Annotated in this window: 13 protein-coding genes; 10 read left to right on the top strand and 3 right to left on the bottom strand. The window is 63.4% G+C overall.

Annotated elements, in window-relative coordinates:
- Window positions 1-186 precede the first annotated feature (186 nt).
- Window positions 187-2,004: a translational GTPase TypA gene (typA, locus tag C662_RS11735; protein WP_002929162.1), complete on the bottom strand. Its 1,818-nt coding sequence runs from the start codon at window positions 2,002-2,004 to the stop codon at window positions 187-189.
- A gap of 128 nt (window positions 2,005-2,132) precedes the next feature.
- On the opposite strand from typA, the gene C662_RS11730 reads away from it, so the two are divergent.
- Both C662_RS11730 and C662_RS11725 read left to right on the top strand, forming a co-directional pair.
- Window positions 2,133-2,870, top strand: coding sequence for an S-methyl-5'-thioinosine phosphorylase (locus C662_RS11730; protein WP_002929160.1), 738 nt, complete (start codon window positions 2,133-2,135; stop codon window positions 2,868-2,870).
- Between the two features lie 23 nt (window positions 2,871-2,893).
- Window positions 2,894-3,400, top strand: coding sequence for a TIGR00645 family protein (locus C662_RS11725; RefSeq protein ID WP_002929158.1), 507 nt, complete (start codon window positions 2,894-2,896; stop codon window positions 3,398-3,400).
- 77 nt (window positions 3,401-3,477) lie between these two features.
- Here C662_RS11725 and C662_RS11720 read toward each other — a convergent pair whose 3' ends face one another.
- Both C662_RS11720 and map read right to left on the bottom strand, forming a co-directional pair.
- Entirely contained in the window at window positions 3,478-6,054 is a 2,577-nt protein-coding gene (locus tag C662_RS11720) for a [protein-PII] uridylyltransferase (RefSeq protein WP_002929156.1), read from the bottom strand.
- 14 nt (window positions 6,055-6,068) lie between these two features.
- A complete protein-coding gene (map, locus tag C662_RS11715) occupies window positions 6,069-6,893 on the bottom strand; it encodes a type I methionyl aminopeptidase (RefSeq protein ID WP_002929154.1) in 825 nt (274 codons plus the stop codon).
- 357 nt (window positions 6,894-7,250) lie between these two features.
- Here map and rpsB point away from each other — a divergent pair, with 357 nt between their 5' ends.
- From rpsB to rseP, 8 genes are all read left to right on the top strand, one after another.
- Window positions 7,251-8,006 carry a 30S ribosomal protein S2 gene (gene rpsB / locus C662_RS11710; RefSeq protein ID WP_002929152.1) on the top strand — a complete coding sequence of 252 codons (756 nt, stop codon included), beginning with the start codon at window positions 7,251-7,253 and terminating at the stop codon, window positions 8,004-8,006.
- A gap of 112 nt (window positions 8,007-8,118) precedes the next feature.
- Entirely contained in the window at window positions 8,119-9,015 is an 897-nt protein-coding gene (tsf, locus tag C662_RS11705) for a translation elongation factor Ts (protein ID WP_002929150.1), read from the top strand.
- A 13-nt stretch (window positions 9,016-9,028) separates the two neighbouring features.
- Window positions 9,029-9,742, top strand: a complete 714-nt coding sequence (gene pyrH / locus C662_RS11700) for a UMP kinase (RefSeq protein WP_002929149.1) — start codon at window positions 9,029-9,031, stop codon at window positions 9,740-9,742.
- Between the two features lie 18 nt (window positions 9,743-9,760).
- Window positions 9,761-10,318, top strand: a complete 558-nt coding sequence (frr, locus tag C662_RS11695) for a ribosome recycling factor (RefSeq protein WP_002929142.1) — start codon at window positions 9,761-9,763, stop codon at window positions 10,316-10,318.
- A 49-nt stretch (window positions 10,319-10,367) separates the two neighbouring features.
- Window positions 10,368-11,153 carry a polyprenyl diphosphate synthase gene (uppS, locus tag C662_RS11690; protein WP_051018567.1) on the top strand — a complete coding sequence of 262 codons (786 nt, stop codon included), beginning with the start codon at window positions 10,368-10,370 and terminating at the stop codon, window positions 11,151-11,153.
- Window positions 11,146-11,967 (top strand): phosphatidate cytidylyltransferase, encoded by an 822-nt coding sequence (locus tag C662_RS11685; protein ID WP_002929138.1) that lies wholly within the window; start codon window positions 11,146-11,148, stop codon window positions 11,965-11,967. Before uppS ends, C662_RS11685 begins: the two co-directional genes overlap by 8 nt.
- A 24-nt stretch (window positions 11,968-11,991) precedes the next feature.
- Entirely contained in the window at window positions 11,992-13,218 is a 1,227-nt protein-coding gene (gene ispC, locus C662_RS11680; protein ID WP_002937407.1) for a 1-deoxy-D-xylulose-5-phosphate reductoisomerase, read from the top strand.
- Window positions 13,215-14,579: an RIP metalloprotease RseP gene (gene rseP / locus C662_RS11675; RefSeq protein ID WP_002929133.1), complete on the top strand. Its 1,365-nt coding sequence runs from the start codon at window positions 13,215-13,217 to the stop codon at window positions 14,577-14,579. The genes ispC and rseP overlap by 4 nt, the downstream gene beginning before the upstream one ends.
- The last annotated feature ends 5 nt before the right edge of the window (window positions 14,580-14,584 follow it).

The following is a 14,584-nucleotide window of genomic DNA, read 5'->3' as shown; positions in this document are numbered from 1 at the left end:
CGCCAGTCGCGAGCTTTTCGGGGCTCGCGACTGGCGCCGCTCCTACATAAAGACCCCAAGCCGCGGCGCGGTTGTAACCGCAGGACCCAGCGCCATCAGGGGCCGTAGGAGCGGTCCCTGATGCGAGCCTTCTCAGGCATGCTTGTCTTACGAAACCGGCCCAACCGTTGGCAGCCGGGCCAGTAATCAGGCTTCGGCCGCCTTTGCAGCGCGCTTGCGATCGTTTTCCTTCAGGTGACGCTTGCGCAGGCGGATGTTCTTCGGCGTGATCTCGACCAGCTCGTCGTCGGCGATGAACTCGATCGCGGACTCCAGCGTCAGCGCGATCGGCGTGATCAGGCGCACGGCCTCGTCGGTGCCGGAGGCACGCACGTTGGTGAGTTGCTTGCCCTTGATCGGGTTTACGACAAGGTCGTTGTCGCGCGTGTGGATGCCGATGATCATGCCTTCGTACAGCGCTTCGCCCGGGCTCACGAACATGCGGCCGCGGTCCTGCAGGTTCCACAGCGCGTAGGCGACCGCGTCGCCGTCGTTCTGCGAGATCAGCACGCCATTGCGGCGCTCGGCCATCGCGCCGGCCATCGGACCGTAGTCGTCGAACACGTGGCTGGCGAGGCCGGTGCCGCGCGTCATGGTGAGAAATTCGCCCTGGAAGCCGATCAGGCCGCGGGCCGGAATGCGGTATTCGAGACGCACACGACCTTTACCGTCCGGCTGCATGTCCTGCAGTTCGCCGCGGCGGCGGCCAAGTTCTTCCATGACGCCGCCCTGGTGGTCTTCCTCGACGTCCACTGTGAGCATTTCGTACGGCTCGCATTTTACGCCGTCGATTTCCTTGTACACCACGCGCGGGCGGCCAACCGCCAGCTCGTAGCCTTCACGGCGCATGTTCTCGAGCAGGATCGTCAGGTGCAGCTCACCACGGCCCGACACCTCGAAGACGTCCGAATCGCCGGTGTAATTCACGCGCAACGCTACGTTCTTAAGCAGTTCCTTTTCCAGGCGCTCGCGGATCTGGCGGCTGGTGACGAACTTGCCTTCGCGGCCGGCCAAGGGCGAAGTATTGACCATGAAGTTCATGGTCAGCGTCGGCTCGTCGACCGCGATCGGCTTCATGCCCTCGAGGCAGTCCGGGTCGCACAGCGTGACACCGATATTGACCTGCTGAATGCCCGCGATCAGCACGATGTCGCCGGCTTCGGCCGATTCGGCAGGGGAGCGCTCCAGGCCCTTGAAGGTCAGAATCTGGCTCACCTTGCCCTTGCCACGGTTCTCGTCGCCGTACATGACCACAACTTCCTGGTTCGGGCGCACGCGGCCACGCTTGATGCGGCCGATGCCGAGCTGCCCCATGTAGGTGGAGTAGTCGAGCGAGCAGACCTGGAGTTGCAGCGGGCCGTCGGCATCGACCTCGGGTGCCGGCACGTGCTCGAGGATGGCCTCGAACAGCGGACGCATGTCCTTGCGCTCGTCACCCTCGTTGATGACCGCGAAGCCGTTCAGGCCCGAAGCGTAGATCACCGGGAAGTCGAGCTGCTCTTCGGTGGCGCCGAGCTTGTCGAAGAGGTCGAAGGTGTGATTGATGACCCAGTCCGGACGCGCGCCCGGGCGATCGATCTTGTTGATCACGACGATCGGCTTCAGGCCCAGGGCGAGTGCCTTGCGGGTGACGAAACGCGTCTGCGGCATTGGGCCTTCGACCGCATCGACCAGCAGCAGAACGCTGTCGACCATCGACAGCACGCGCTCGACCTCGCCACCGAAGTCGGCGTGACCCGGGGTGTCTACGATGTTGATGTGGGTGTCGCCGTACTGGATGGCACAGTTCTTCGACAGGATCGTGATGCCGCGTTCCTTTTCGATGTCCCCCGAGTCCATGACGCGTTCTGCGACCTGCTGGTTTTCGCGGAAGGTGCCGGACTGGCGCAGGAGCTGGTCGACGAGGGTGGTCTTGCCATGATCGACGTGGGCGATGATGGCGATGTTGCGAATGGCGCGGGACATGGAGGAGGGCGTGCGAAGTCTTTGAAAGGGCGAGGATTCTATCACGTGCTGCGGCGGCGCAGCATGGAATTATCGAGCCTGTCCGGTGACGTGCTAGAATCGCGCGCCCATCACGGAGAAGACCACGAATGCTTGCGATCATCGGCGGCAGCGGACTCACCCAGTTGTCGAACATGGAGATCGAGCGGCGCGAGGTTGTGCGCACCCCGTTTGGCGAGCCTTCGGGCGCGCTCGTCTTTGGCCGCATGTGTAACGAGCCCGTCGTGTTCCTGGCGCGACATGGATACGGCCACACGATTCCTCCGCATCTGGTCAATTACCGCGCCAACATCTGGGCGCTCAAGGATGCGCGGGTAAGCGGCATCGTCTCGGTGGCATCGGTCGGTGGCATCCGGGCCGAACTGGGGCCGGGCACCTTGATGGTGCCCGACCAGATCATCGATTACACCTGGGGTCGCAAGAGCACCTTCTTCGAGGGTGGCGATACCCCGGTGCGCCATATCGACTTCACTCACCCCTACGACCAGGCGCTGCGCCAGCGCCTGCTTGCGGCGATCTCCGCTGCGGGCGAGTACGCGGTCGATGGCGGTGTCTATGCCAGCACCCAGGGGCCGCGGCTGGAGACCGCAGCGGAGATCAACCGGCTCGACCGTGATGGTGCCGACATCGTCGGCATGACCGGCATGCCCGAGGCTGCATTGGCGCGCGAGCTCGATCTCCCCTATGCAGCGATTGGTGTGGTGGTCAATTACGCTGCCGGGCGCTGGTCGAGCGAGGCGGGCATCCACTTTCCCGACATCGAGATCGTGCTGCAGGAATCCATGCTGAGGGTGCGCAACGTACTCGAGTGCTTGTGCAGGGTTTGAGGCCAGGGGCCGGAGCAAATCGCATGAAACGTATCGAAACCGCATTCGAGCATGTGCTCTTCACCAGCCGCTGGCTGATGGCGCCGGTCTACCTGGGCCTGGCGATGGCGATGCTGTTGCTGCTGTTCAAGTTCATGAAGGAGCTGTTCGGGCTGTTCGCCGAGATCTGGTCCGCATCGGGGAGCGAGTTGATCATCGGCGTGCTCACCCTGGTGGACGTTGCGCTGATCATGAATCTGCTGATCATCATCATGTTCAGCGGCTACGAGAACTTCGTGTCGAAGATGGAGGACTTGCACTCCCACCGCGACCGGCCGGACTGGATGGGACACATAGGCTTTTCGGACCTGAAGCTCAAGCTGATCGGTTCGATCGTCGCCATCTCGGGGATCGAGTTGCTCAAGGGCTTCATGAATGCCCACAACATGACCGACCGTCAGCTCGCCTGGATGGTGGGCATCCATGTCACCTTCCTGTTCTCCGGCCTGCTCTACGCAGCCATGGATCGCATTGCCGGCAAGGGGCACTGATCTCTGCGGCGGACGCCTGCAGGCTGCTGGGGCCCGGATGGGCGCAAGGAAGAGGCAAGGGGGCGAAAGCCCCCTTGTCATGTCTGCAGGCGGTCCAGGATCTCGCGCTCGATCTTGAGCACGAGCGCGTCCTGGTTCAGGGCCTGGCCAGTGAGCAGGAAGGTGTCTTCGACGCGCTCGCCCAGTGTGGCGATCTTGGCCGTATGCAGGCGGATGCCATGATCGGCAAGCACAGAGGCGACATCGAAGAGCAGGCCGGGGCGGTCGGCCGCGGTCAGTGACAGGACGTGATGCCGCCCGGCTTCGTCGGCGCGGATGCTGACTTCGGGGCTGATCGGGAAGTGCTTGACGTGGCGCGACATGCGCCCACGCGCGGGGCGCTCGGGCGCGCCCTGCTGTTGCAGGCGCACGGCCAGCTCGTGCTCGATCAGGGTCACGATGTCCCGGTAGGACGCTCGTTGCCCCGGGTCCTGGAGCATGAAGCTGTCGAGTGCGAAGCCATGGCGCGTCGTATGTACCTTGGCGTCGAGGATCGAGAACCCCATGCGCCCGAAGAAGCCGGTGAGGCGCACGAAGAGGTCGCGCTGGTCGCGCGTGAAGACCATTACCTGGACGCCATCCTCGTCTTCAGCCACACGCGCCTTGACGACCGGCTCGGGCGAGTCGCTGCGATAGTAAAGCAGCCGGGTGTGCCATGCGATCTCCTCGGCAGAGTGGCGCATGAAGTACACCGGATCGAGGTGATCCCAGAGCGTGTTTTCCACGCCGGGGCGCAGGCCGTGGTAGCGCAGCAGGCGCCGCGTGTCCTCCAGTCGGTCATCCAGGCCCAGTGCCGCCTGCGGGGTTGCGCCGCGCAGCAGGCGCTGGGTGGCGAAGAAAAGATCCTCGAGCAGCTTGCCCTTCCAGCCATTCCAGACCTTGGGGCTGGTGCCGCGCACGTCGGCATGGGTAAGCAGGTAGAGGGCTGTCAGGCGGCGCTCGTCGCCCACCGTATCTGCAAAGCGCTGAATCACTTCGGGGTCCGAAGTGTCTTCCTTCTGCGCCACACGCGACATGGTGAGGTGGTGCTCGACGAGCCATACCACGAGTTCGGTGTCCTCGGTCGGCAGTTCGTGCTGGGTGCAGAACTCCCGCGCATCGGTCATGCCAAGCGTCGAATGGTCGCCGCCGCGCCCCTTTGCGATGTCGTGAAAGAGGGCGGCGATATAGAGCAGCCAGTGGCGCTCGAAGCCGATGATGAGCCGGGTCATCAGCGGGTATTCGTGCGCATGTTCGCCCATCGTGAAGCGCCGCATGTTGCGCAACACCATGAGGATGTGCTGATCGACCGTGTAGACATGGAACAGGTCGTGCTGCATCTGTCCGACGATACGGCGCCACGGGACAATGTAGCGCGACAGGATGCCGTATTCGTTCATGCGCCTGAAGCTGCGCACGATGCCGCGCTTCTGCTGCAGGATCTGCAGGAACAGGGCGCGATGCTCGGGGCGTGCCCGGAAGGCGGCATTCACACGGTTGCGATTGATCCACAGGGCTCGCAGCGTGCGCGCAGTCATGCCCTTGAGTTCGGAGCGCTGCTGCAGCAACAGGAAGCACTCGAGCAGCGCGGCGGGTTCGCGCTCGAACACATCCTCATGGCGGATGTCGAGCAGTTCGCGCACGACCTGGAAGCGGGGGTTGACCGTGATCGCCGCGCCGCGGTCGGGAAAGATCACGCTGCCGTAGTTCTGCAGCAGTACAGTGTTGAGCTGCATGACCATCTTCGCGGTCACGTAGTAGCGCTGCATCAGAACTTCGGATGCGCGTCGGGTCGCCGTGGGTTCGATGCCGAGGATGCGCGCGAGCTTCTCCTGGTGATCGAACAGCAGCCGATCCTCGCTGCGCCCGGTCAGCAAGTGCAGACGGATGCGCAGGTGCTGGAGGAAACGCTCGACATTGCGTAGCTCCCCGGCTTCGCTTCCGGTAATCAGGCGCCGCCGCGCGAGATCCCGCCAACTGCGTCCAAGACCACCGGCGCGCGCGATCCAGCCGAGCATCTGCAGGTCGCGAAGCCCACCGGGACTCTCCTTGCAATTAGGCTCCAGTGCGTACGGCGTTTCATTGAAGCGCGCGTAGCGCTGTTCCTGCTCGAGCAGCTTGGCCTTATAGAAAGTGCGCAGGTCGAGGCCATCGCGGAAGAGGCTGTTGAGCAGTTCGAACAGCCTGCCGTCGCCGGTGAGCAGTCGAGCCTCAAGAAGACTGGTCTGGACGGTGATGTCGTCGGCTGCGGCCACCAGGCACTCGTCGATCGTGCGCACTGAATGGCCGATCTCGAGGCCCATGTCCCACAACGCACTCACGAGGCTGGAGAGCTTACCCTGCAGTGCCGCATCCGCGGCCTTCGGCAGCAGGATAAGCAGGTCAACGTCGGAGGCCGGAAACAGCTCGCCACGGCCGTAGCCGCCCACTGCAACGACTGCGGCATCGGCAGGCATTGCGCAGTCGTGCCATAGGCGGACGATCTCATCGTCCACGAGCGTGGCTCGCCCCTTGAGCATGTTGCCGGTGTGCGGGCGCGCCTCGTAGGCGGTGCGCAGTGCGGCCATGCCCTCGCTGAGCCGGCGCCTGGCCGCGGCCACGAAGCCCTGCAGTGATTCGGTGAGCGCGTCGTTCATGCGCCTTGTCCGTCTCAGAGTGTCGCAGCGAAACGGTCGGCGACGATGGCGGGCGGAGCGGGCGCCTTGGGCGAAACCGTGAGTACCTCGACGCCGGACTCGGTGACGAGAATCGTGTGCTCCCACTGCGCCGACAGGCTGCGGTCCTTGGTCACGATTGTCCAGCCGTCCGGCAGTTCGGAGATCGCCGCCTTGCCGGCGTTGATCATTGGCTCGATGGTGAAGATCATCCCCGGCTTGAGCTCGGGGCCGGTGCCTGCCTTGCCGTAGTGGAGAACCTGTGGTTCCTCGTGAAACTTGCGGCCGATACCGTGTCCGCAGAACTCGCGCACCACGGAAAAGCCGTTGCCTTCGGCGTGCTTCTGGATGGCTGCACCAATGTCGCCCAGTCGCCCACCCGCTCGCACCGCGGCGATACCCAGCCACATGCACTCATAGGTGATCTGGGTCAGGCGCTTGGCGATGATGCTGGCCTCGCCGCCGACGATGAACATGCGGCTCGTGTCGCCATGGAAGCCATCCTTGATGACGGTGATATCGAGGTTGACGATGTCGCCCTTCTTGAGTGCCTTGTCGCCCGGTACGCCATGGCACACCTGATGGTTGACCGACGTGCAGATCGACTTCGGATAGGGCGAGTAACCCGGGGGCGCATAGTTGAGCGGTGCCGGAACCGTGTTCTGCACGCCGACCATGTAATCGTGGCACAGGCGGTCGAGTTCGGCCGTGGTGACGCCGGGCTTGACGAAGGGTTCGATGTAGTCGAGGACTTCGGCAGCCAGGCGGCACGCCACCCTCATCTGCTCGATCTCTTCCGGTGTTTTGATGACGATGCTCATTATGTTTATGGGTGCGAGTGGCGTGGGAGTTGGGGGAGGGAGGGGTTGAAGGCCCCTGCCAAGGACTGAAGGCTATCGCATGCGCCCCTTGCCGGCAAACCCGGAGTGAATCGCGCCTTGAGTGCTGTGATTCTGACGTGATATTATCGCCGGCTTGTCTGTAGTGACAGGCAAAATCCGCACGTCCTGATGGAAGGGGTCTGCCGGGTCAGCGCTGTGGTGCCAGCACGCCGTTCAAGGGCTGCAGGTACCTGACGGCCTGCCGGTGGCGTTTTTTGCGGCTTGTTCGTTAGCATTTTGCGGCGAGCTTGCGCACCTCAGGGCGGAGGTACAACCCTTTGAAATTTGGAGTTATTCATGTCCGTTACGATGCGTCAGATGCTGGAAGCCGGCGTCCACTTCGGTCACCAGACCCGTTTCTGGAACCCGCGCATGGCCCCCTATATCTTCGGTCAGCGCAACAAGATTCACATCGTCAACCTCGAAAAGACGATGGCCAAGTACAACGAGGCGATGGACTTCGTCCGCAAGCTCGCTGCCAACCGCGGCAACGTTCTGTTTGTCAGCACCAAGCGCCAGGCGCGCGAGATCATCGCCGAAGAGGCGGGTCGTGCCGGCATGCCTTTCGTCGATGAGCGCTGGCTCGGCGGCATGCTGACCAACTTCAAGACGGTCAAGCAGTCGATCAAGCGTCTCAAGGAAGTCGAGGCGATGATGGAAGACGGTTCGGTCGAGCGTCTGTCCAAGCGCGAAGCGCTGACCGTTCGCCGCGAACTCGAGAAGCTGCAGAAGTCGATCGGCGGCATCAAGGACATGGGTGGCCTGCCCGATGCGCTCTTCGTCATTGACGTCGGTTACCACAAGATCGCCATTACCGAAGCACAGAAGCTGGGTATTCCGGTCGTTGCCGTGGTCGATACCAACCACTCGCCGGATGGCGTTGATTACGTGATCCCGGGTAACGACGACTCGTCGCGCGCAATCCGTCTCTACGCTCGTGGCGTGGCCGATGCCGTGCTGCAAGGCCGCAGCCAGGTGCTGCAGGAGATCGTCGATGCGGGCGGCGACGAATTCGTCGAGGTCGAGGAAGAAGGTACGCAGGAACAGGCCTGATCCTCTGCACAGGGGCCGCGAGGCCCCTTTTGCAATCTGGTCTCCGTGGAGCGGCCGCCTGGCCGGGACTCCACCCCATATCTGACACACAACCGAACATTCAGGAGCTAGCATGGCGGAAATCACCGCGAGCATGGTCAAGGAACTGCGCGAGAAGACTGACGCGCCGATGATGGAGTGCAAGAAGGCGCTGACCGAGGCCGGCGGCGACATGGACAAGGCTGAAGAGATCCTGCGCGTCAAGCTCGGCAACAAGGCTTCCAAGGCTGCCGCCCGTATTGCCGCTGAAGGCATCGTCGGCATCAGCATTGCTGCAGACGGCAAGCTCGGCACCATCATCGAAGTCAATTGCGAGACCGACTTCGTGGCCAAGAACGACGACTTCCTCGCGCTGGTGCAGAACTGCGCCGAGCTGGTGTCGGCAAACAATCCGGCCGACGTCGCTGCGCTGTCGGCACTGCCGCTGGGCGAGGGTACGGTCGAGTCGACCCGTACCGCGCTGGTCGGCAAGATCGGCGAGAACATGTCGATCCGCCGCTTCGCGCGCGTCGAAGCCAAGGGCCAGCTGTTCTCCTACATCCACGGTGGCGCCAAGATCGGCGTACTGCTGGACCTCGTCGGCGGTGACGAGCAACTCGGGCGTGACATCGCGATGCATATCGCGGCCTCCAAGCCGAAGTCGCTCGACTCTTCCGGTGTGTCGGCCGAGCTGATCGAAGCCGAGCGCCGCATTGCCATCGAGAAGGGGCGTGAAGCCGGCAAGCCGGAGGCGATGCTCGAGAAGATCGCCGAAGGTACGGTGCAGAAGTTCCTGAAGGAAGTCACCCTGCTCGGCCAGATCTTCGTGAAGGCCGAGGACGGCAAGCAGACGATCGAGCAATTGCTCAAGGCGAAGGGCGCAAGCGTCGCGTCGTTCACCCTCTACATCGTCGGCGAAGGCATCGAGAAGAAAGTGACCGACTTCGCTGCCGAAGTGGCCGAGCAGGCCGCAGCTGCTGCAAAGAAGTAAGAGGGAGATGGATATGTCCGCCGCCTATAAACGCATCCTGCTCAAGCTCTCGGGCGAAGCCCTGATGGGAGATGACGCCTATGGTATCAACGAGGATGTCGTAACCCGCATCGTCTCCGAGATCGCCGAGGTTACACGGCTCGGTGTGCAGGTGGGTGTGGTGATTGGCGGCGGCAACATCTTTCGCGGCATGAAGGGTGCGGCATCTGGCATGGATCGCGCCACGGCCGACTACATGGGTATGCTGGCGACCGTGATGAATGCAATGGCCCTGGCCGATGCGATGCGTCGCATGGACCTCGAGGCTCGCGTGCAATCCGCGCTGCGTATCGACCAGGTCGTCGAGCCTTACATCCGCGGTCGCGCGATCCGCCACCTCGAAGAGGGGCGGGTCGTCATCTTCGCTGCCGGCACCGGCAACCCTTTCTTTACCACCGATACTGCTGCCGCCCTGCGCGGTGCGGAGATCGGTGCCCAGATCGTCCTCAAGGCCACCAAGGTCGATGGCGTCTACACGGCAGACCCCAAGAAGGATCCGAGCGCCCAGCGCTATCATCGCATCAGCTTCGATGAGGCCATCGGCCGCAATCTGGCGGTCCTCGATGCCACGGCGTTCGCGCTGTGCCGTGACCAGAAGCTGCCGATCAACGTGTTCTCGATCTTCAAGCCGGGCGCTCTCAAGCGCGTGGTGATGGGCGAGGACGAAGGAACGCTGGTCCATTCCTGATTACTGGAGAGTGCGCGCATGATTCCTGAACTCAAAAAAACGACCGAGCAGAAAATGCAGAAGTCGGTCGAATCGCTCAAGACCGATCTCGCCAAGGTCCGCACCGGGCGTGCCCACACCGGTCTGCTCGACCATGTCATGGTCGAGTATTACGGCTCGATGGTGCCGGTGAACCAGGTCGCCAACATCACCCTGATCGATGCTCGTACCATCGGCGTACAGACTTGGGAAAAGCCGATGCTGCCCAAGGTCGAAAAGGCGATTCGCGACAGTGATCTCGGTCTCAATCCGTCGAACATGGGCGAGCTCTTGCGCGTGCCCATGCCCGCGCTTACCGAAGAGCGCCGCCGCGACCTCACCAAGGTCGTTCGCCACGAAGGCGAGAATGCGAAGGTCGCCATCCGCAACCTGCGCCGTGACGCGAACCAGCAACTCAAGGACGCGGTGAAGGACAAGCTCATCTCGGAAGACGACGAGCGTCGCGCCGAGGATGACATCCAGAAACTCACCGACAAATACGTTGCCGAGATCGACAAGCTGCTCGCGCAGAAGGAACAGGAGCTGATGCAGATCTGATCCGGCCCCGGATCGGCAGTTGCCAGCACGGCGGGACAGGAGGCAGGTCATGGTCGGTAGATTGTTCAGGAGCTCCACACGGGAGATTCCGGAAGTTGCATCCGTGCCGCAGCACATTGCGGTGATCATGGACGGCAACGGCAGATGGGCGCGCAAGCGTCTGATGCCGCGCGTAGCGGGGCACAGCCGTGGCGTCGAGGCTTTGCGCGCAGTGACCCGGGGGTGCATCGAGCGTGGCGTCGGCTATCTCACCGTGTTTGCCTTCAGCTCCGAGAACTGGAGGCGTCCGCCAGACGAAGTCTCCTTTCTGATGCAGTTGTTCTTGAAGTCGCTGCGCCGCGAGGTCAAGCGCCTGCACGAGAACGGTATCCGTTTCAGGGTCATCGGCGACCTGTCACGGTTCGACTCGCAGTTGGTGGGCGTGGTGCGTGAGGCCGAGGCGCTCACGGCCGCCAACGACCGTTTCCACCTTACGGTGGCGGCCAACTATGGCGGGCGCTGGGACCTCATGAACGCCATGTCGCGCTTGATCGCCAACAACCCTGGGCGTGACGGGGACTTCAGCGAGGATGAGCTCGCAGCCGAGTTGTCGATGAGCTTCGCACCAGAACCCGATCTGTTCATCCGCACCGGTGGCGAGAAGCGGATCAGTAACTTCATGCTGTGGCAGCTCGCTTACACCGAGCTGTATTTCACCGATACGCTCTGGCCCGATTTCGATGAGGCTGCGCTCGACATGGCGATCGACTCCTACCAGGGGCGGGAGCGCCGTTTCGGGCGTACCAGCGAGCAGCTCAAGCAAAGCGCTGCCGAACTGCAGGAACCCAATGCTTAAGGATCGCGTCGTCACCGCCTTGTTGCTGCTTGCCGGCCTGCTGGGCGCAGTATTCCTGCTGCCGGCGATCGCCTGGCTTGCCCTGTGCGCGGCGCTATGCGGCCTGGCAGCATGGGAGTGGGGCGGGCTCGCCCGCTTCGATCGGCCCTTGCGCATGTCCACGGCGGTGGTATTCGCGGTGTCCTGCCTGATGCTCGGCTACCTGACCGGGCTCGGTAGCGGCACGCTTGCTGGCACTCCGCTGCTGCTGCCGTTGTATGCGATCAGCGCCTTGTTCTGGATGTTCGTCGTACCGATGTGGTTGCTGCGCAAGTGGCCGCTGGACAAACCGATGCTTGCGTCACTCGTGGGCTTCATCGTCCTCATCCCGACCGCGCTGGCGCTCGCCCACCTGCGCGTCGTCGGGCCGTGGGTCTTGCTTGGTACGATGGCTGTGGTCTGGGTCGCCGACATTGCCGCCTATTTCACCGGACGCACGCTCGGACGAAACAAGCTTGCCCCAACGATCAGCCCGGGCAAGACCTGGGAGGGCGCGATGGGTGCCGTGGCTGCCGTCCTGCTCTATGGCATCGGCGTCCTGGTCTGGCTCGGCGCAGGCCAGGCGGGCGGTGCGCTGGTGATCGGCCTGGCGTTGGTGACCTGGACGGCGCTCAGCATCATCGGCGATCTGTTCGAATCGCTGCTCAAGCGGCAGGCGGGGCTCAAGGACAGCGGCAGCATCCTTCCCGGGCATGGCGGCATCCTTGACCGGATCGACAGCCTCACGTCCACGCTGCCGATCGTGGCGCTCGTTTTCGTCCTGTTGTCACACTGAGGCCCCGCAGCGGCTTTGCCGCTCATGCTCCTCAGGGCCGCATTTCTCGAGGCTGAACACGCAATGCAGCGCATCACCATTCTTGGGGCGACCGGATCGATCGGCCAGAGCACCCTGGACGTTGTTGGGCGCCACCCCGACCGCTTCGAGGTGTTCGCACTCACGGCGCATCGCCAGGACGACAAGCTGGTCGAGCCCTGCCTGCGCTTTCGCCCCCGCCATGCCGTCGTAGGGAGTCCGGAAGCCGCCCAGCGCCTGGCTGCTGCATTACGGGCGCGGGGCTGTCCAACAGAGGTGCTTCATGGCGAGGCTGCCCTTGAGGGCGTCGCTTCAGCTGCTGATGTCGATATGGTGATGGCGGCCATTGTTGGCGCGGCCGGGCTGAAGCCGACGCTGGCTGCTGCGCGGGCCGGCAAGAAGGTGCTGCTCGCCAACAAGGAGGCGCTGGTGCTGTCCGGTGCGATCTTCATGCGCGCAGTAGCCGACAGCGGAGCGCAGTTGCTGCCGATCGACAGCGAGCACAACGCCGTGTTTCAGGCGCTGCCGCAGGGTTATGCCCGGGAGCCGTCGCCGGCTGGAGTGCGGCGCATTCTCCTGACTGCATCTGGCGGTCCGTTTCGCGAGACGCCGCTGGCCAACCTCGAGGCAGTGACGCCAGAGCAGGCGTGCGCGCATCCGAACTGGGTGATGGGCCGCAAGATCTCCGTCGATTCTGCCAGCATGATGAACAAGGGGCTCGAGGTCATCGAGGCCCATTGGCTGTTTGGCGTGCCTGCCGACATGATCGAGGTGGTCGTGCATCGCCAGAGCGTTATCCACTCGATGGTGGAGTACGCGGATGGGTCGGTGCTCGCTCAGCTTGGCAATCCTGACATGCGCACCCCGATCGCGCACGCGATGGCCTGGCCCGAGCGCATCGAGGCTGGCGTCAGGCCACTCGACCTGTTCGAGATTGCGCGGCTCGATTTCGAACGGCCGGACTTTGCGCGCTTTCCATGCCTGCGTCTCGCTTTCGACGCGCTGCGCGAGGGAGGCGCCGCAGCCGCGGTGCTCAACGCCGCCAACGAGGAGGCTGTCGCGGCCTTCCTGGATCATCGTATCGGCTTTCTCGATATCGCCCGCGTTATCGAGCGCTGCCTGGAACGCAGTGCCGGCCTTGCGGTCGATTGCCTGGAGGCTGTTTTCGCAGCCGATGCGTGCGCTCGGGAATGGGCGCATGCCGAGATCCGCAACCGAACCCCTGGCCGATGAACCTTCTAGACTACCTCCTTCCATTTGCGCTTGCGCTGGGTGTGCTCATCCTCGTGCACGAGCTGGGCCACTACCTCGTTGCACGTTGGTGTGGCGTCAAGGTGCTGCGCTTCTCGATCGGCTTCGGCAAGCCTCTGATCGTTCGCCGTGCGGGTCGCGATGGCACCGAATGGGCTCTTGCCGCCTTTCCATTGGGCGGCTACGTCAAGATGCTCGACGAGCGCGAAGCTGCGGTCGCGCCGGAAGAGCTGCATCGCACCTTCAACCGGCAATCGGTCTACCGCCGCTTCGCAATCGTTGCCGCCGGCCCCCTGGCCAACTTCCTGCTTGCGATCGTGCTCTATTGGGGCCTTTTTGTCGCTGGCACGGACGAACTGCGGGCGCGCGTCGCACTATCTGAAACGCCGCAGGTTGCCGAGGCGGCGGGTGTGCGTGACGGCGACCTGGTGTTGGCGGTGGACGAACAGTCGGTGCGCAGCTGGCAGGACCTGCGCTGGATCCTGCTGCAACATACGCTCGATCAGCGCGAGGTCGTGCTGCGCGTACGTACGCTCGAAGATGTGGAGGCGTTCCGCAGGCTCGATCTTGCGGGAGTGCGCATTGACGATGACAGTGGCGATCTGATCGCACGACTTGGACTCAAACCCTGGCGTCCGCAGATTCCCGCAGTCATCGGGCGTCTGGTTGAAGGCGGGGCTGCCGCGCGCGCGGGCCTGCAGTCCGGGGACGAAGTGACTGCGATAGACGGTGTCGCCATAACGTCGTGGAGTGATCTCGTGCAGATCGTCCGAGACGGTGCGGGGCGTGAGTTGCGCTTCGACCTTCGCCGCGACGCCGCGGCGTTCTCGGTAGTGGTGACGCCCGATGAGGCGAACGAGGGGGGGGCGCGGGTGGGACGCATCGGTGTCGGTGTTGCCGACCCGGCACCTGGCGGGTTGTCGATGTTTGCCGAGGTGCGCTACGGCCCGCTCGAGGCAATGGCCAAGGCGGTGCGCCAGACCTGGGAAACCAGTGTGCTGAGCTTGCGCATGATCGGGCGCATGTTCACCGGTGAGGTGTCGTGGAAGAACCTCTCCGGCCCGGTCACGATCGCCGATTACGCAGGCCAGACTGCGCAACTTGGACTGAGCCATTACCTCAAGTTCGTGGCCCTGATCAGCATCAGTCTCGGGGTACTCAACCTGCTCCCCATCCCCGTTCTGGACGGGGGGCACTTGATGTACTATACGGTCGAAATCATCAAGGGCGGACCCATTCCAGAACGTGTCATGGAGATCGGTCAACAGATCGGTCTGGCTTTGCTCGTGATGCTGATGGCATTCGCCTTCTTCAACGACATCAATCGTCTCATTTCCGGCTGAACCTC

The organism is Thauera sp. 28 (genome assembly GCF_000310145.2).
Classification (GTDB): domain Bacteria; phylum Pseudomonadota; class Gammaproteobacteria; order Burkholderiales; family Rhodocyclaceae; genus Thauera; species Thauera mechernichensis.
Note: the sequence above shows the minus strand (reverse complement) of the source record. Positions and strands in the feature narration are given on the sequence as shown.